This is a genomic window from Paraburkholderia solisilvae (assembly GCF_902859875.1).
Classification (GTDB): domain Bacteria; phylum Pseudomonadota; class Gammaproteobacteria; order Burkholderiales; family Burkholderiaceae; genus Paraburkholderia; species Paraburkholderia solisilvae.
This window is the reverse complement of record NZ_CADIKF010000048.1, coordinates 1-17,644: the sequence shown is the minus strand read 5'-3', so window position 1 is coordinate 17,644 and position 17,644 is coordinate 1. Positions and strand designations below refer to the sequence as shown.

Annotated in this window: 16 protein-coding genes; 9 read left to right on the top strand and 7 right to left on the bottom strand. The window is 66.8% G+C overall.

Annotation, left to right across the window (positions count from 1 at the left end):
- Window positions 1-37: 37 nt before the first annotated feature.
- Entirely contained in the window at window positions 38-1,396 is a 1,359-nt protein-coding gene (locus tag HV675_RS24655; protein WP_175114072.1) for a YihY family inner membrane protein, read from the bottom strand.
- A 90-nt stretch (window positions 1,397-1,486) separates the two neighbouring features.
- Between HV675_RS24655 and wrbA the strand changes: the two genes are divergently transcribed.
- The 3 genes from wrbA to HV675_RS24640 all read left to right on the top strand — a co-directional run bounded on the left by wrbA (window position 1,487) and on the right by HV675_RS24640 (window position 3,624).
- Window positions 1,487-2,089, top strand: a complete 603-nt coding sequence (gene wrbA / locus HV675_RS24650) for an NAD(P)H:quinone oxidoreductase (RefSeq protein ID WP_175114071.1) — start codon at window positions 1,487-1,489, stop codon at window positions 2,087-2,089.
- A gap of 26 nt (window positions 2,090-2,115) precedes the next feature.
- Window positions 2,116-2,520 carry a DUF2069 domain-containing protein gene (locus tag HV675_RS24645; RefSeq protein WP_175114070.1) on the top strand — a complete coding sequence of 135 codons (405 nt, stop codon included), beginning with the start codon at window positions 2,116-2,118 and terminating at the stop codon, window positions 2,518-2,520.
- A 189-nt stretch (window positions 2,521-2,709) separates the two neighbouring features.
- Window positions 2,710-3,624, top strand: coding sequence for a metallophosphoesterase (locus HV675_RS24640; RefSeq protein ID WP_175114069.1), 915 nt, complete (start codon window positions 2,710-2,712; stop codon window positions 3,622-3,624).
- A gap of 101 nt (window positions 3,625-3,725) precedes the next feature.
- Here the strand turns inward: HV675_RS24640 and HV675_RS24635 are convergent, their stop codons facing one another.
- Both HV675_RS24635 and HV675_RS24630 read right to left on the bottom strand, forming a co-directional pair.
- A complete protein-coding gene (locus HV675_RS24635; RefSeq protein WP_175114058.1) occupies window positions 3,726-4,007 on the bottom strand; it encodes a hypothetical protein in 282 nt (93 codons plus the stop codon).
- Window positions 4,008-4,058: 51 nt separating this feature from the next.
- On the bottom strand, window positions 4,059-4,997 hold the full coding sequence (locus HV675_RS24630) for a LysR family transcriptional regulator (protein ID WP_175114068.1): 939 nt from the start codon (window positions 4,995-4,997) through the stop codon (window positions 4,059-4,061).
- A gap of 158 nt (window positions 4,998-5,155) precedes the next feature.
- Between HV675_RS24630 and HV675_RS24625 the strand changes: the two genes are divergently transcribed.
- Genes HV675_RS24625 through HV675_RS24610 form a run of 4 tightly spaced genes read left to right on the top strand, consistent with a single transcriptional unit; the run spans window position 5,156 to window position 10,316 of the window.
- Window positions 5,156-6,982: an efflux transporter outer membrane subunit gene (locus HV675_RS24625; RefSeq protein ID WP_175114067.1), complete on the top strand. Its 1,827-nt coding sequence runs from the start codon at window positions 5,156-5,158 to the stop codon at window positions 6,980-6,982.
- Between the two features lie 17 nt (window positions 6,983-6,999).
- A complete protein-coding gene (locus HV675_RS24620; protein ID WP_175114066.1) occupies window positions 7,000-9,222 on the top strand; it encodes an FUSC family protein in 2,223 nt (740 codons plus the stop codon).
- Entirely contained in the window at window positions 9,212-9,412 is a 201-nt protein-coding gene (locus HV675_RS24615) for a DUF1656 domain-containing protein (protein WP_175114065.1), read from the top strand. Before HV675_RS24620 ends, HV675_RS24615 begins: the two co-directional genes overlap by 11 nt.
- A 13-nt stretch (window positions 9,413-9,425) precedes the next feature.
- Entirely contained in the window at window positions 9,426-10,316 is an 891-nt protein-coding gene (locus HV675_RS24610) for an efflux RND transporter periplasmic adaptor subunit (protein ID WP_175114064.1), read from the top strand.
- Window positions 10,317-10,540: 224 nt separating this feature from the next.
- Here HV675_RS24610 and HV675_RS24605 read toward each other — a convergent pair whose 3' ends face one another.
- From HV675_RS24605 to purT, 4 genes are all read right to left on the bottom strand, one after another.
- On the bottom strand, window positions 10,541-11,920 hold the full coding sequence (locus HV675_RS24605; protein ID WP_175114063.1) for an FAD-dependent oxidoreductase: 1,380 nt from the start codon (window positions 11,918-11,920) through the stop codon (window positions 10,541-10,543).
- Window positions 11,921-12,216: 296 nt separating this feature from the next.
- Window positions 12,217-13,689 (bottom strand): DEAD/DEAH box helicase, encoded by a 1,473-nt coding sequence (locus tag HV675_RS24600; protein ID WP_175114062.1) that lies wholly within the window; start codon window positions 13,687-13,689, stop codon window positions 12,217-12,219.
- Between the two features lie 460 nt (window positions 13,690-14,149).
- Window positions 14,150-14,536 (bottom strand): MliC family protein, encoded by a 387-nt coding sequence (locus HV675_RS24595; protein WP_175114098.1) that lies wholly within the window; start codon window positions 14,534-14,536, stop codon window positions 14,150-14,152.
- 193 nt (window positions 14,537-14,729) lie between these two features.
- Window positions 14,730-15,941, bottom strand: coding sequence for a formate-dependent phosphoribosylglycinamide formyltransferase (purT, locus tag HV675_RS24590; protein WP_175114061.1), 1,212 nt, complete (start codon window positions 15,939-15,941; stop codon window positions 14,730-14,732).
- Between the two features lie 227 nt (window positions 15,942-16,168).
- Between purT and HV675_RS24585 the strand changes: the two genes are divergently transcribed.
- Together HV675_RS24585 and HV675_RS24580 are read left to right on the top strand one after the other, a co-directional pair.
- On the top strand, window positions 16,169-16,768 hold the full coding sequence (locus HV675_RS24585; RefSeq protein ID WP_175114060.1) for an META domain-containing protein: 600 nt from the start codon (window positions 16,169-16,171) through the stop codon (window positions 16,766-16,768).
- Between the two features lie 108 nt (window positions 16,769-16,876).
- The coding region (locus HV675_RS24580) for a DNA translocase FtsK 4TM domain-containing protein (RefSeq protein ID WP_175114059.1) at window positions 16,877-17,644 on the top strand (768 nt) is incomplete at its 3' end.

Below are 17,644 nucleotides of genomic sequence, written 5' to 3'. Positions count from 1 at the left end.
CGCACGCAGTCCACCCCAGCAACCCGCGGCGCGTGCCTCACGCAATCCGATGCGGCATCGCCGACGCATCGCTCGCCGCGTCATCCGTCTGCTGCGCGGCCCGTTCGTCCGCGCGCGCCGTGATCAACGCGGCGAGCGTCAGGTCGAGCCTGTCGTTTTCGAGCGCGCTCAGCAGGGTCACCGCGTGCAGGCGCGACGAATCGAGATTGACCTGATACGCGAGCTCGCGGCGGTCGATCACCAGCAGATCGTACAGTTGCCTGACGGTGATCTGATGCGGATTCGCAAGCAGCACGTAATGAGGCTGCAAACCGTTTTCGTCGAGCGGCACGATCCAGCCGATCGTCTCCAGTTGCTGCAGCAGCCGCACGGTCGTATCCAGATCGCGGCGCAGCATCCGTGCGAGCTCCGGCACCGTATAGCCGCGCGAACCGGCGTCGCGCGCTTCGCTCAATGTGGCGAGCAGTTCGAGCGCATACAGCAGGTCGCCGCCGGCGAAGTAAGGCCGGTGAAACTGCCCGATGCGAATCGCCGGCAACGCCGATGCGATCATCGCGCCGGCCAGCGTAATGAACCAGCTCAGGTACATCCACAGCAGGAACAACGGCACCACCGCGAATGCGCCATACACCGCCGTATAGCTCGGGATGCGGCGAATGTAGAAGCCGAAGCCGCGCTTCGCGAGCTCGAATGCGATGGCCGCGCACAGTCCGCCCACCGCCGCATCGCGCCATTCGACGCGGCAATTCGGCAAATACACGTACATCAGCGTAAACGCGAGCACCGTCAGCGGCAGCGCGGCGCCCGTCAGCGACCATTCGATCATCGACGGAATATGCTGCGTGGCCGTGTACGCCATCGAGCGCGTGAAGAGATACGATGAAATCGACAGGCTCACGCCGATCAGCAGCGGGCCGAGCGTCAGGATCGCCCAATACACCAGCACCCGCTGCGCGAACGGCCGCGCCTTGCGCACGCGCCAGATCACGTTGAACGCGGACTCGACCGTCATCATCGTCATCACCGACGTAACGAGCAGCACGATCATGCCGAGCGTCGTCAGACCCTTCGCCTTCGACGCGAACTGGTTCAGATACTTGAAGATCTGGTTATTGAACTGCTCCGGCATCAGGTGATCGGCGAGAAAACCCTGCAGCGATGTCTGAAACGACGCAAAAATCGGAAACGCGGTAAAGAGCGCGAACACCACCGTCGCAAGCGGCACGAGCGAAAGCATCGTTGTGAACGTGAGGCTGCCGGCCACCTGCGGAATGCGGTCTTCGCCGCTGCGTTGCGCGGCGAATTGCGCGAGGCGTTTGATCGTGTCGAAGTCGACACGCAGTCGGGACAACAAAGGCAACAGGCGCGACAGCAAGCCGAGTTCCTTCCACTTCATCGATCGATCTCTCCGTGACGCCGCCATGCCGGTTATGTAGCGTGAGCGCGGGACCCAGCCCCTATAATACCCGTTCACTATAAACAGCCTATGAAAGACATCCTTGTGCTTTACTACAGCCGGCACGGCGCGACACGCGAACTCGCGCTCGCGATCGCGCAAGGCATCGACAGCGTGTCCGGCATGCAGGCACGCGTACGCACCGTGCCGCCGGTCTCGACGGTGTGCGAAGCAAGCGCGCCGGATATCCCCGCCGAAGGCCCGCCCTACGTGGAATTGCGCGACCTCGAAGAATGCGCGGGCCTCGCGCTCGGCTCGCCGACCCGCTTCGGCAATATGGCCGCGCCGCTCAAATACTTTCTCGACGGCACGACGCCGCAGTGGTTGTCCGGCGCGCTCGCCGGCAAACCGGCCTGCGTGTTCACGTCGACCGGCAGTCTGCATGGCGGCCAGGAAACCACCCTGCTTTCGATGATGCTGCCGCTTCTGCATCACGGCATGCTGATCCTCGGCATCCCGTACACCGAGAGCCTGCTCAACACGACGCAAACCGGCGGCTCGCCGTACGGCGCGTCACATCACGCGCGCGCGGATTCCGCCGCGCACGGCATTTCCGCCGACGAAAAAGCGCTCGCCATTGCGCTTGGCAGCCGCATCGCGCGCACTGCGGCGTCGATGACCGAACGTCCGTAGGCACAGAAGATGAGCGAGCGCACCGTATGACGATCCACGCCCCCTCGTCCCCGTCGCCCGCGCCCGCGCCGCGAGCGTACGCCGCATACGGCGCATCCGCCGCACTCATTCTGCTGATCGCGTTGTGTGTCGCATGGGAATGGCGCGTCGCGCCGCTGCGCGCAGGCGGCTCCGCGCTGGTGTTGAAGGCCGTGCCGCTTCTGCTTGCGCTGCCGGGCGTGTGGCGCCGCAGTCTGTACACGCTGCAGTGGGCATCGATGCTCGTCCTGCTGTATCTGATGGAAGGCATCGTGCGCGGCATGAGCGACCGTGGTCCGAGCGCGTCGCTCGCGTGGCTCGAAGTCGTGCTCGCGCTGGTGTTTTTCGGCTGTGCGCTCGCGTATGTCGCACCGTTCAAACGGGCTGCGCGGCGCGCGAAAAAGGCGGTCTGACAAGCACGCGGCGCGCTTGCCGCATAACGCACAAATCGCGCACCGGCATCACGCGGGCGCAGCGCCCCAAGGTGCTACGCTAGACACATCGCCCGCGTCGCCGCGTCACGCGAGCACCGTGCCAGCCCGGCCGGCTGCAATCGTGGAACCCGAACCCGCCGCCCGCACGCGGCACATGGAGCCGTCTCGATGAAAATTCGCGTGCTGTCCGATCTGCACCTCGAATGCGACGAGCCCGACGTCATACCCCACGCCGACGCCGATCTCATCGTGCTCGCGGGTGACATTCACAATCACGCGCAAGGGTTGCGCTGGGCCGCGCAAACATTCGACGGCGCCGTGCCGGTGGTGTATGTGCCGGGCAATCACGAGTATTACGACGGCGAATTCGGCGCGCTCGAAACGGCGATGCAGGACGCCGCGCATTCGGTCGACAACGTGCACTTCCTGAACAACGCGGCGCTCGTCGACGCGCAAGGCCGCTGGCGCGTGCTCGGCACGACGCTATGGACCGACTTCGCGTTGTACGGCGCCCAGCCCGATGCGCGCACGGTATCGATGGCGGCCGCTCAACGCGCGATGCTCGATTATCGCGGCCTGATCCAGCTCGCGTGGAGCGACCCGGCACGCGATCTCGCCGGCGAGCTGGCCGCAGAAGCACGCGCCGGCGAGCGCATCGACCGCGCCCGAGCGCCAGATTCAGGCGCCGCACGCACGCCGGCCGTCGCTACCGGACGCAGCGCGCCTCGCCATTTCACACCCGCCGATTCACTCGCGTTGCACGAGCATGCGCGCGCGTGGCTAGCCGCTGAACTTGCGAAGCCGTTCGCCGGCAAGACGATCGTGGTCACGCATCATGCGCCGCATCGGCGCAGCCTCGCCGAGCACTACGCGAATGACCGCGTGTCGGCGGGTTTCGTCAGCGACTTGCCGGACCTCGTGCGCGCGCCCGTCTCGCTGTGGATTCATGGCCATACGCACACCGCATTCGATTACGTCGAGAACGGCACGCGCGTCGTGTGCAATCCGCGCGGCTATTTCGATTTGCGCACGCGTCAATACGAAAACGAGCAGTTCAGCTGGCGCAAGGTGGTGGAGATCTGAACGACGCGGTACGTCGCGCGCGGCTCGAACGTGACATCGAATGCGAACGCACGCATGATTCGGTCGCACGCACAAAACAGCACTCAAAAAAACCGTGAGACTCAAAGACTGCTTGCATCATCCTTGCGCGCGGGCTTCATCGCGCCCGTCTTGACCGGCACGAGCCGCGGTTGCGGCCGCAAACGGCGCAGCACGTCGCGCGAGGCGGCGACAACAATCAGTCCGGCAATAACGGCGACACCGATCATCAGATGCGTATCCATGTTTCCCTCTTCGTGGCAAGGTGCGGCGTGCGCCGCCTCGTTCCAGCCCGGCGACAGCGGCATGGACTCCACGTTAGCAAAACCGGTTCGCGGGGAAAGTAAAGAAGTGTTGCGGCGCAACGCGCATCTGTAACATCGTACGGAAGCCCCATCGTATGGGACCGGCCACGCTCAGGTGCGCGCGAACTTGCGTAACTCGGCCTGATTGCGCGCCAGCGTCGCGGGCAGCGTATCGCGCAGATATTCGATCCACGTGCGAATCTTCGCGTCGAGGTACTGGCGCGAGGCATAGAGCGCGTACAGATTCATCTCCTGCGACGTGTACTCGGGCAGGATCCACATCAGTTCGCCGCTGCGCAGCCCGGCGATCGCCGAGAAAATCGGCACGAGGCCGACGCCCATCCCTTCGCGCACCGCGACCGCCTGCGCCTCCGCCACGTTCACCTGAAACGTCGCCGGACCGAGCGCGACGGTCTCCCGCCCGTTCGGGCCGTCGAAGGTCCACTCGTCGGTCGGGAACATCGGCGTGATCAGCCGCAGGCACACATGCTTGCGCAAATCCGCGGGCGTCTGCGGCACGCCGTTGCGCTCCAGATACGCGGGCGACGCGCACGCGATGCTGAACGCGCCGCCCAGACGCTGCGACACCAGCCCCGAGTCGGGCAGATGCTGCGCGAGCACGAGCGCGACGTCGTAGCCTTCGTCGAGCAGATCGGGCATCCGCTGCGCGAGCGTCAGTTCGACATGCACCTCCGGATACAGCTGTTGATAGCCGCCTACCGCGGGCACGACGTAGTGCTGACCGAAGCTCGTCATCGCGTGCATTTTCAGTTTGCCGGACGGACGCGCATGCGCATCGCTCGCCTCCGCCTCGGCCTGATCCACATACGCGAGAATCTGCTCGCAACGCTGCAAGTAGCGCTCGCCCGCTTCGGTGAGCGCGATGCGGCGCGTGGTGCGGTTCAGCAAGCGGGTGCGCAGATGCGCTTCGAGGTCCGAAATAGCCCGCGACGCGTAAGCCGTGGTCGTATTGAGATGCTGCGCGGCGCCGGTGAAACTGCCCGCCTCGACGACGCGGACAAAGACGCGCATGTTCTGAATCGTATCCATGTCGATCCTTGACTACCTTTGCAGCCGATTGTTGCACAAACGGTAACGGCGATTATCTCAGTTTCCGTAAGGATCCGTTACACCTTTACCGGTTATTCATTAATCTGCTGAAAAATATAATGGCACATACCGTTTCATAGTCAATCAGGGAGGCAATCGTGCAGTGTCCGGTGAGAAATGGGATCGCCGCGCTCGCGGTTTTTGCGATCCCGCTAATAATTGCCGGCTGCGCGAGTCCCGGAAACGTCGCGCCGCAAGCGCACGGCACCGACCCGATGTCGCTCGACGCGGGCGCCGCGATCCGTGCGGCCGACATCGATGCGAAATGGCCTGCCGTCGACTGGTGGCAGGCCTACCAGGATCCCCAACTGAACAGTTGGGTGGCCGCCGCGCTCGCGGGCAATCCGACGCTCGCGGTTGCGCAGGCGCGCGTGCGCAGCGCGCAGGCGCTCGCCGCGGTGAACGCGGCTGCGCTGTCGCCGCAAGTCAACGGCAACATGTCGATTCAGGGCGAGCACTGGCCCGACAACGTGTACTACGGCCCCGGTCCGCTCGGCGACCAGACCACCTGGAACAACACCGCGTCGCTCAACCTGTCGTATCACCTCGACGTGTGGGGCCGCGACAAGAACGCCGCCGAGGCCGCGCTCGACCTCGCCCACGCACGCGCCGCCGACGCGCGCGCCGCGCAGCTCGAACTCGAAGTGAACGTCGTGCGCGCGTATATCGATCTGTCGATGAACTACGCACTGCTCGACATCGCGACGAGCACGCTTGCGCAGCAGCAGCAGGTCGCCACGCTCGCGAACCGCCGGCTGCAGGGCGGCCTTGGCACGCAGCTCGAGGTGACGCAAGCCGAAACGCCGCTGCCCGAGTACGAGCGCCGCATCGATGCGCTCGACGAGCACATCGCGCTCGATCGCAACCAGCTGGCCGCGCTCGCCGGCCAGGGGCCCGGCGCGGGCGACGCGATCACGCGGCCGCAGCTTGCGCTATCCGGCCCAGCGGGCCTGCCGTCGACGCTGCCCGCCGCGCTGATCGGCCATCGTCCCGACGTGGTCGCCGCACGCTGGACGGTCGCGGCGCAGGCGCGCGGCATCGACGTCGCCCATGCGGATTTTTATCCGGATATCGATCTGCTCGCGTCGGTTGGCGGCTTTGCCGCGATGGGGCCGTTCTTCCAGTTCCTGCACGCGCAGAACGGCAGCTGGACCGCGGGGCCGGCCCTGTCGCTGCCGATCCTCGACGGCGGACGGTTGCGCGCGCAACTGGGCGTCGCGTCGGCCGGCTACGACGAAGCCGCCGAACAGTACAACCAGACCATCGTCAGCGCGCTCAAGGAGATATCCGATCAGGTGGTGCGGATGCGCTCGCTCGAAACGCAAGCGAAGGAAGCGCAGCGCTCGGTCGATATCGCAACCCGCAACTATCAGCTTGCGCGCGAAGGCTATCGGCGCGGCCTCACCGACTACGTGAACGTGCTGATCGCGCAAAGCCAGCAATTGCATGCGCAGGAGGGCGTCGCGCGCGTGCAGGCCGATCGGTTGACCGTGCGCGCGACACTCGTCGCGGCGCTCGGCGGCGGTCTCGTGGAACCCGCCGACGGGCCTGCGGAAGCCGACACCTTTCCCGCACGCGGACGCGGCAAAGCGGCGCAAGGCGCGCGCGCCGGCGCCGCTGCTGCACATTCGACCGCCGCCCCGGCGCCAGCGGCTGCGGCTGGAAGCACGACCGGAAGCACGATGAACGCGGGCAGTGCGGCAAGGCCGGCCGCACAAGCCGACACGCCGGGCACGAAACGGCCTGCCTCCCAGGCCGGCGCACAGCCCCTTATGCAGCGCGTGACACAGCCCGGCGCTACACAGTTCGCTACACAGCCCGCTACACAGTCCGCTACACAGTCCGTTGTACAGCCTGTCACGCAGCCCGCCGCACCGCTCGATGCGGCCACCTCCAACGCAATCGCCAACGCGAACGCGCGCTGACCGCGGAGCCGCCCGACATGTCCACTTCGTCTCCCGTTCAACCCGCCGGCTGGTCGCTGCCCGCGCTCTACGCGGCGTTCGCGGACTGGGCGCGCACCGACGGCCGCACCTGGCTGTACCTGTTCAAAGCGCTCGCGGCCGCGTTCCTCGCGCTCGGCATCGCGATGAAACTCGAGATGCCGCAGCCGCGCACCGCGATGACGACCGTCTTTATCGTGATGCAGCCGCAAAGCGGCGCGGTGTTCGCGAAGAGCTTCTACCGGATCTGCGGCACGCTGGTTGGGCTCGTCGTGATGCTCGCGCTGCTTGGCCTCTTTCCGCAGCAACCGGAACTATTCATCCTGTCGACCGCGCTGTGGGTCGGCATCTGCACCGCGGGCGCCGCGCGCAATCGCAACTTCCGCTCGTACGGCTTCGTGCTCGCCGGCTACACCGCCGCGCTGATCGGCATCCCCGCGTCGCAGCATCCGGACGGCGCGCTGCTGTCGGCGCTCACGCGTGTATCCGAAGTGCTGCTGGGGATTGTCTGCGCGGGCACGCTCAGCGCGCTCGTGTTTCCCCAACACACCGGCGATCTGTTGCGCACCACCGTGCGTGCGCGCTTCAGCTCGTTCGTCGACTATGTCGGCAGCGTGCTCGCCGGCCACATCGAGCGCGCGCAGATCGAAGCGACCAACGCGCGCTTTATCGCCGATATCGTCGGCCTCGAAGCGATGCGCAGCATGGCCGTGTTCGAGAGCCCCGAGTCGCGCATGCGCGGCGGCCGGCTGTCGCGCCTGAACAGCGAATTCATGGCCGCGTCGACGCGCTTTCACGCGCTGCACCAGTTGATGAACCGTCTGCATCAGGCGAGCGCGTGGGCGACCATCGATGCGCTCGAGCCGTACTTCCGCGAAATCGCGCCGCTATTGCGCCATCAGTCCGGCGAGCCGGTGCGCACGGCGGCCGATGCGACCTATGCGGCGCAACAGCTCGACGCGTACAAGGCGGCGCTGCCCGCGCGCATCCGCGCGACGCGCGCCGAGCTCGCCGTGCATCCGGACGAACCGCTGCTCGACTTCGACACCGCGTCCGAACTGCTGTACCGCTTTGTCGAAGACCTGCACGCGTACACGGCCACCTATGCGTCGCTGGCCGTGCCGAGCCATGCGCGCGAACGCTGGATCGAGCACTACGAACCGAAAACGAATCCGCTGACGGCCGGTATCTCGGGCCTGCGCGCGGCTATCGTGATGTGCGTGCTCGGCGGGTTCTGGATCGCCACCGCGTGGCCGAGCGGCACGACGCTCACGCTCAACGCGGCGGCCATCTGCGCGCTTGCGTCGTCGTCGCCGAACCCGCCGCGCACGGCGTGGCAAATGGCGCTCGGCACCGCGCTGGCATCGCTGATGGCGATCATCGTCACCTTCGGCTTCTATCCGCGCATCGACGGTTTCCCGATGCTATGCGCGGCGCTCGCGCCGTTTCTCGCGCTCGGCGTATTCATGACGACGCGTCCGGCGCTCGCCGGCTATGGGATGGGCTACTGCATCTTCTTCTGCTTTCTCGCAGGCCCGGACAATGTCCAGATCTACGACCCGATGACGTTCATGAACGACGCGCTCGCGCTCGTGCTGTCGATACTCGTCACCGCGGTCGCCTTCGCGGTGCTGTTGCCGCCGTCGACGCCATGGCTGCGCAACCGGCTGCTCGTCGATCTGCGCCGCCAGGTGGTAGCCGGCTGCCGCGGCCATGCGTCGCGGCTGCGCACGCGCTTCGAAAGCGGCGCGCGCGACCTGATGTTCCAGATCAACGCACTCGCGGCCGACGAGCCCGAGGTCAAGCGCGCCACGTTGCGCTGGCTGTTCGCGGTGCTCGAGGTCGGCAACGCGATCATCGACCTGCGCCGCGAGATTGCGGATCTGCCGCCCGACCCGCGCTATGCGCGCAAGATGCCGTGGCGCGTGAAGCTGCGGGCAATGCGCGACGAGGTCGGCCGGCTGTTCGAAAAGCCCACCGCGAAACGGTTCGATATCGCACTCGCCGCGACCGGCGACGCGATCGGCGCCGTGCAGCAGATGCTCGCCGAGGTCGAGCCGCTGCGCGACGAGCGCCATCGGCTGCAACGCATTCTGAGCCATGCGCACTTCGTGCGCAGCGCGCTGCTCGACCCTCAATCGCCGCTCGCGACACTGGCCGGCAACGGCCGGTGCGCCGGCGATCCACCGCCTGCCACACCAGGAGCTCGCCATGCCTCGTGAAGTCGCCATTCTCGATGCGTACATGCCGGCCATGATCGTGCTGTTTTTTCTGGGCGCCGTGCTGACCTGGGCGCTCGACCGGATGCTCGCGTACTTCGGCGTGTATAGCGTCGTGTGGCATCCGTCGCTGTTCCGCGCGAGCCTGCTCGTCTGCATATGCGGCGCGCTCGGCCTTGCCGTTTATCGTTGATCAGAGTCGAACCATGACCATCCGTAACCTTCTGGGCTTCTTCGCGACCGTGGCGATCTTCGCCGTCGCGGTGCTGATCGGCCGCGCGCTGTGGGTCCACTACATGGACGAACCGTGGACCCGCGACGGCCGCGTGCGCGCCGAAGTCATCAACATCGCACCGGACGTGTCGGGCGCCGTCGTCGAACTGCCGGTGCGCGATAACCAGCTCGTGAAGAAAGGCGATCTGCTGATGCAGATCGACCCGTCGCACTATCAGATCGCCGTCGAGCAGGCGCAGGCCGCGGTCGCCGCGCGCAAGGCGGAGCTGCAGATGCGTCTGGACGACGCGAAGCGCCGCGCCGATCTGGACAGCCTCGTCGTCTCGAAGGAAAGCCGCGAGAATGCATCGCACACCGCGAATGCCGCGCAGGCGCAGTACCAGCAGGCGCTCGCCGCGCTCGATGCGGCAAAACTCAACCTCGAGCGCACGCGCGTCGTCGCGCCCGTCGACGGCTATGTGACGAACCTGAACGTGTACCGCGGCGACTATGCGATTGCGGGCAGCGCGAAGCTGGCGATCGTCGACAGCCATTCGTTCTGGGTGTATGGCTACTTCGAGGAAACCAAGCTGCCGCACGTGCAGGTCGGCGATGCGGCCGAAATGCGGCTGATGAGCGGCGGCGTGCTGCGCGGACACGTCGAAAGCATCTCGCGCGGCATCTACGATCGCGACAATCCGGAAAGCCGCGAACTGCTCGCCGACGTGAACCCGACCTTCAACTGGGTGCGCCTCGCGCAGCGCGTGCCGGTGCGTATCCGGATCGATGCGGTGCCCGACGGCGTGCTGCTGTCGGCCGGCACGACCTGCACGGTCGTGGTGACCCCGGCGCGGCAGCCGGCGCTCAGACGGGCGGCCGGATAAACGAACGGTCTCGCGAGAAGATCGAACAAACAGTCTCTGACCAGCAGTCTCAGACAAGCTACCGGAAGACTCGTTGGACGATCGCCCTGACAGCGCAGCGCCGGCAGGGCAGTCCTGACGATCGGGCTAAAAAAAGCGGCAAAAAAAAGCAGCCCAAAAAAACAACGCAAAAAGCAGCGCGAACCCAGGCGGCCGACATGGGCCGCCCGACTCCGCGCGCGCGTTTATGCCTCGAGGCTCGTCTTCGCCGCGTCGAATTCCGCGCACAGGCGCTTGACCTTCTCGACGACCGCCTCCGTTCTGAGTTCCGTCGATGGTTTGAGCAGCGCCATCACTTCGAACAACAGCTTGCGGATATCCACGTCGATGCAGGCCGCGCGCTGCAGCATGCCGTTGAACTTCAGGCTTTCCTCGAATTTATCCGGCCGCGCGCCTTGCGTTTCGGGAAATGCGAAATCCGGCATCACCGCCAGCATCCAGATATTGTCGAGCGCCGGCAGCGTCTTCTGCATGAACGCTTCGAACAGTCCGTCGAGCGGGTGACCCGCATGCTGGCCGTCGCGGCGGCTCGCGAGCACATCGCGCAATCGCTCCGCCTCCACCGCGGCCGCCGACATGCCTTGTCCGTAGATCGGATTGAAGCGGCAGATCGCGTCGGCGAACGGGATCAATCCGCGCGGCCAGTTTTCGCAGCGTTCGAAATGCCTGCGGCGATTCTCCGGAAACGCGTACTGGACAAGCTTGCCGTGCAAGCGCGCCCGCTTGAACAGGTCGTGCAGCGAGCGCGTCTGCAGCCCCGCCGCGAATTCGATGAATCCCGGCCAGTCTCCGGGCGGCACGTCGGCGCCGCGCGAACCGACCGACGCGAAATAGCAATTGTCCTCGCGCGCGAGCAGCAGCCCCTGTCGCGGATTGTGCGGCGGAGCCGGCATCGTTCTCAACACGTCGAATTCGGGCCGTTCGCCGTCGGCAAACTCGATGATCGCGGTCGTGTAGCTGAAATCGATGCGGAACGCGGTTTCTTCCGGCGCGGAACGTCCGGTTGCCTGCAGGAAATCGAGCGTCGGTTTGCCGCGACCCGACGCATCCACCACGAGATCCGCGTCGTGCGTTTCGTGCATGCCGTCGCGCGTTTCGCACCGCACCGCCGCGACGGACTGGCCGTCCGGCGTGGCCACAATCCCGGTGACACGGCGGCCGTCGAGTATGGCGATTTCCTTGCGCTGATTCAGGAAGCGCAACAGCACCGACTCGATCAGCGGACGCGTGCACTTGAGCAGCGGAATGCCTAACGCCCCCTCCGGCACCGAATCCTGTGCGGAGAACTCGAATTGCATCTTCAGGCCGAGGTCGGAATATCGGGCGCCTGCGTCACGCAACGCCGTGGAGAAGCCGTCGAACAATGCATCAAGCGCTTTCGCGCCGCCGGGCAGCAACGCATGCGCGTGCCGCCCTTGCGGCACGCCCGCACGCGGTTCGACCGCGCCGGACGCGTGGTCCCGTTCGAGCAACACGATTCGCTCGAAGCTGCCAATGAGCGCCTGCGCGGCCGCGAGGCCGCCGATACCCGCACCGATGACGACTGCCTGTTTGCCGATGGTCATGAATTGCCTCCGGATGGACTGAACGATTGGCTCGCCTGTGTCGACACGTCCCGCGCGATGCGCGCGGTCAGATGCGAGCCGCTTCGTCTGTCACAACAACGGGCGATGAACAATATTCCGCCCGCGCACCGGATGTTTCGCGCACGCGTACGAAAATGCGCAGATACATTTGACAATCGCACGCAGCCGCAACCAGCCGGTTGCAGCCGTGGCCGTCATGCGAACGATGGGGAGAAAAGCGAGACGTCCGGTCCGCGTACTCGCGCGGACCCATGGACGGCGTGATCAGCAGGCGATCAGGACGAGGACGGACTCTTGCGCGGCATGCCGAAGCCGCCCAGCAGCGCGGCGAGCGGTTGTTTGGATGCCGGCTTCTGCGGCATGCCTTCGACCTCGTCGCGTTTCGCGGACGCCGCCGATAGCGCGCCGGGCGACGGCTCGTACGGCTTGAGGAAGAAATCGTCGACCGGCGGCTGACGATGCGCATGCGCGGTACCGCTGCGCTCGAAGCCGCCGCCCGCACGGCGCCGGCTGCCGCCGCGCTCATCGCGTTCGTCACGGCCGCGCCGGGCGCCCCGCTCTTCGTGATGGTGCCGCACCGGCACGTCGACCGCGAGCCGCTCGACGGTGAGCGGCCGCTTGATCAGCTTTTCGATGTCCTGCAACTGCTTGCGCTCGTGCGCGGTAAACAGCGACAGCGCGTCGCCCGACGCGCCCGCGCGGCCCGTGCGCCCGATCCGGTGCACGTAGTCTTCCGCGTTGAACGGCAAGTCGAAGTTGATCACCGCCGGCAGCTCGACGATATCGAGCCCGCGCGCCGCGACATCGGTAGCGACGAGCGCCTCGATCTCGCCGCGCTTGAACGCGTCGAGCGCCTGCATCCGCTCGCTTTGCGTACGGTCGCCGTGAATTGCGGTCGCGACCACGCCGTCGCGTTCGAGTTGCCGCGCGAGCCGGCTCGCGCCGATCTTGCTATTGCAGAACACGATGACCTGCTTGAGGTTGCGCTCGCGAATCAGTTGCACGACCGCGCCGGTCTTGTCGCCCTCGGCGACCTCGTAGACGACCTGCGTGACGTTGGTCGCCGTCGAGTTGCTGCGCGCGACCTCGATGGTCTGCGGATCGCGCAGGTACGTGGCCGCCAGCTTCTTGATCTCGCCCGAGAACGTCGCGGAAAAGAGCAGCGTCTGCCGGTCTTTCGGCAGCAGGTTCAGGATGCGCTGCAAGTCGGGCAGAAAGCCCATGTCGAGCATGCGGTCCGCTTCGTCGAGCACCAGGATCTGCACCTGGCCGAGATTCGTGGTTTTCTGCTGCACGTGATCGAGCAGACGCCCCGGCGTGGCGATCAGGATTTCGACGCCGCGCCGCAGCTCCGCCGATTGCGGATTCATATCGACGCCACCGAACACCACCGCGCTGCGCAGCGACGTGTGCTTCGCGTATGCCTGCACGTTCGCGGCCACCTGGTCCGCCAGTTCGCGGGTCGGCGTGAGGATCAGCGCGCGCACCGGATGGCGCGCCGGCGACGCGCTCGTGCTGGCGAGCGGCAGCAGACGCTGGATGATCGGCAGCGAGAAGCTCGCGGTTTTGCCGGTGCCGGTTTGCGCGGCGCCCATCACGTCGCGGCCGCCGAGCACGACCGGAATGGCCTGCTCCTGAATCGGCGTCGGCGTCGTGTAGCCCTGCTCCGCGATGGCTTTCAGGATGTCGGCGGACAGGCCGAACTGATCGAAGGTCGCGGTGCTGGGAATGGCAACTGTGTCGGACATGGTGGCTTTCGCTAAAAATGCGCCTGCGCGCGAGGGCACACGGCCCTTGAACTGACCTGAACGGCGGCCTCGCAAACACCGGCCCTACGCTGGCCCTGCATCGGCCTCAAGCAGGCTTGCGTACCGTTTGACTATTGCTGACTGCTTGCATAAGCGGCCGGCGCCGCCGGAAGCGTCACGATGAAGGCGGAGCCGCGATATGCGGGAAACGCGCCGGATGACCCGGCGCAAAGCGGGCGGTCGAAGCGGCCAGGCAGCCCGGCGAGCGGAATCGGCCCGGCTCCGGACGGCGCACACACCCGCCGCAAAGGGCGCTATTGTAGCACCTCGACGCCCATCGCCCGGATGCGCGCTTTGCGCGGCCAGCCGCGGCCCGACGCCCGCGGGCGCACCGCTCGCAGTAAGACTGGTCCCTGCTTGCGACAATGGCGTGACAGGCGCGCATCACGCGCGTTCCCGGCTAGCGAACGATCGTTATGCAATCGGACAGGACCGGCGGCGCGTTGGGTCCGGACATCGCATCGTAAAGGTCGGCGCGCGTACCCTTGGTCCACCACGTGTAGCTGCCCGCCTGATATTTCGCGCCGGAACCGGACAGCGTGTTGACGAAGAGCATCTGCTGCCCTTTCACCGGCACGACTGCGAAGCTTTGCCCGTTCGCCGCGCTCAGATACGTGACGTTGAACGTGCGCCCGGTCGCGCACGTGTATTTCTGCGTACGCGGGTGCTTCGTGCGCAGGTCGCCGAAACGCGGCGCGGCGGCTTGCGCCGCGCTACACGGCAAGGCCGCGGCGAGCACCGCGAGCGCGGCGATAGCCGGAACACAATGCCGGATCAACCTGTTCATCATCGAATACCCCGCGTCGTCGAATACCTGCGATGAAACCTGGACAGACCTCGCCACAGCGCATGCGCATGAACTGAACATGCCGGTTGCGCAAGCGCGGCCGCGCTTCGCCGTGGGCCTCGCGAACCACCCCGCACGCCACAGCATGCGCGGGCGGGGCACGGGCACGGGCACGGGCACGGTCACGACAAGGCTACTTCGCCGATACGGGGCGCACGGCCGCCGCGGCTTGCTTCGCCCGCGCGCGAGCTTCGTCGATCGTCGCGCCGGTCGCGACCGCCACGCCCATGCGCCGCTTCACAAAGCTCTCCGGCTTGCCGAACAGACGCAGGTCCGAACCGGGCACCGCGAGCGCCTGCGCGACGCCCTCGAATGCAATGCCGGCCTCATCGAGCCCGCCGTAGATCACCGCCGATGCGCCCGCTGCGCGCAGCGACGTGTCCACCGGCAAGCCGAGAATGGCGCGCGCATGCAGCTCGAATTCCGAGAGCCGCTGCGACGCGAGCGTAACGAGCCCCGTGTCGTGCGGACGCGGGCTCACTTCCGAGAACCATACGTCAGCGCCGCGCACGAAGAGTTCCACACCGAACAGCCCGCGGCCGCCGAGCGCCTCGGTCACCTTGTGCGCGACTTCGCGCGTGCGTTCGAGCGCAACCGCGTTCATCGGCTGCGGCTGCCACGATTCGACATAGTCGCCGGCCACCTGCACGTGGCCGATCGGGTCGCAGAAATACGTGCGCGTCGCGCCGCTCGACGGATCGACGGCGCGCACGGTCAGCTGCGTGATCTCGTAGTCGAAATCGATAAAGCCTTCGACGATCACGCGCCCGCGATTCACACGGCCGCCGGCCAGCGCGTACTCCCAGGCAGGCTCGACATCGGCGGCGCGCTTCACGACCGACTGCCCTTTGCCCGACGACGACATCACCGGCTTCACGACGCACGGATAACCGACCTTCGCGATGCCCGCCTTCAGTTCGTCGAGCGAGTCGGCAAACGCGTACGGCGAGGTCGGCAGGCCGAGCTCTTCGGCGGCCAGACGGCGAATGCCTTCGCGATTCATCGTGAGCTGCGTCGCGCGCGCGGTCGGGATCACTTCGGCAAGCCCGTCGGTTTCGATTGCCGCGAGCGCGTCGGTCGCGATCGCTTCGATCTCCGGCACGATCAGATGCGGCCGCTCCTTGTCGACGAGCGCGCGCAACGCCGCCGGATCGGTCATGTCGATCACATGCGCGCGGTGCGCGACCTGATGGCCCGGCGCATCCGCATAACGGTCGACCGCGATCACTTCGACGCCGAGGCGCTGCAGCGCAATGATCACTTCCTTGCCGAGTTCGCCCGCGCCGAGCAGCATCACGCGCGTGGCCGTTGGAGAAAGGGGCGTGCCGATGCGTTGGCCGGTCATGGAAGCTCCGAGGAAGTGCGATGAGTGGATGGAAAGGGTGCGCCGATGTTAACATGCGCCGCCGCGCCCGCGACGTGCGAGAACGCGTGCGCGTCGAGGCTCACGCGCGTGGTGGCGCGCGACGGCCGCGCGCCATCGATGATGCGCGCGCATGTCATGCGCACTCGCTTGCCCGCGGCGTAGTGCGTTACCCTTACGCCTTCCCCAGTTTCGACAGGAACGACGCCATGGTCCTCACGTCCGCTGCGCGACGCGTTGCATGTTTTCTTGCTGTGAGCGCGACGCGCGCCGGCGCGATCCGCCGTGCATCCGGTGCGGCGCGGGTGCGCCGCAGCGCCGCGCTGATCGCGGCCGCGGCCCTGGCGGCCGCGTGTGCGATGCCGAAGCACAACGATACGGACGCGCCGCCACCGGACCCGTTCGAGCCCTCCGCCACACAACTGCTCGACAACACGAGCTGGCAGCTTGCCGCCTGGACGCACGCGAACGGCGCGGCGCGCGTCGTGCCGCACAGCGAGGCCGGCAGCGCCGGCGACGCGCCGCTCACATTGACGCTCTCGACGGCCAACGGGCAGCGCCGCGCAAGCGGTTTTTCCGGCTGCAACCGCTATACCGGCACCTACACGCTGAGGGACGGCAAGCTGAGCTTCGGCCCGCTCGCGGGCACGCGCATGGCATGCGCGGGAACCGGCGGCGAACTCGAAGGCGACTATCTCGACGCGCTTGCGCATATCGACAAGACCGGCGTGCAAATGCGCCCGCCGCAGCAATTGCAGTTGATCCTCTCGAACGGCGACACGCTGATGTTCGCGCGCAGCGATCAATGACGCCGTCGCCGCGTCGCAAATTTGCGTTAGCCGTCGAAGGACGCCGCTTCGTCAGTTTAAACTCGGCGGGTTGCGCTGCGGCGCGTCCGTCAATCGTCGATGTCTAGCATGCATACGGTAGTTTTCAGCGGGTTCGGCGGGTCGACTGTCTGGTTGATCCCGCTCGTCTGGCGCCTCGTGAAATCGGTGCTGCCGGGCGGGTCCGGTCTGCGCGGTCCGGGCACGATCCGGCTGTGGCTCGGCTTCGTGTGCGTGATGATCGCGAGTTGCGGGCTCGAAGCGTCGCTTGTCGATATCGCGGGCGTCGACCGGGCCGGGCATGCTCTAGCGAACGGCGTCGGCCATCTGCTCGGCCACGTCGGCACCCCGCTCGCGATGCTCGCGCTACTCGTGGTGAGCCTGCCGTGGCTGCTCGGCTTTCGCTGGTCGAGCGCGCTGTCGTGGGCCGATGCCGCATTCGGGCTCGGTCTGCCCGGCATGGGCGGCGCGCAACGGCGCAGCCGTCGCGCGCAGGACGATGCGCCGGCCGCATCTGCCGCCCGCCATGTAAAGCCGATCGCGCCGCGTTCGACCGGACGCTATACGCGTCCGACCGCCTGGCAGCCGCCCGCCACGACGCGCGGCGGCAAAAGCACGCCGGGCGCCGTGCGTGATGACGCGGTGAATGGCAAGGCCGGCGGCTTGAACGCGCGGCTCGTGCAGCCCACTGCCGGACGCACGCCCGCCGAGCCGGTTGCGCCCGCCGGATGGCTGCGCGGTGAGTCGGACACGGCGCGGCCGGCTGATCGCCTACGTTCGTCCGATGGCGCAAGACGCGACGCGACGCGCGGCGCGGCCACCGCGGCAGCAGCGGGCGCGGCCGGCGTTCAGGCGTCG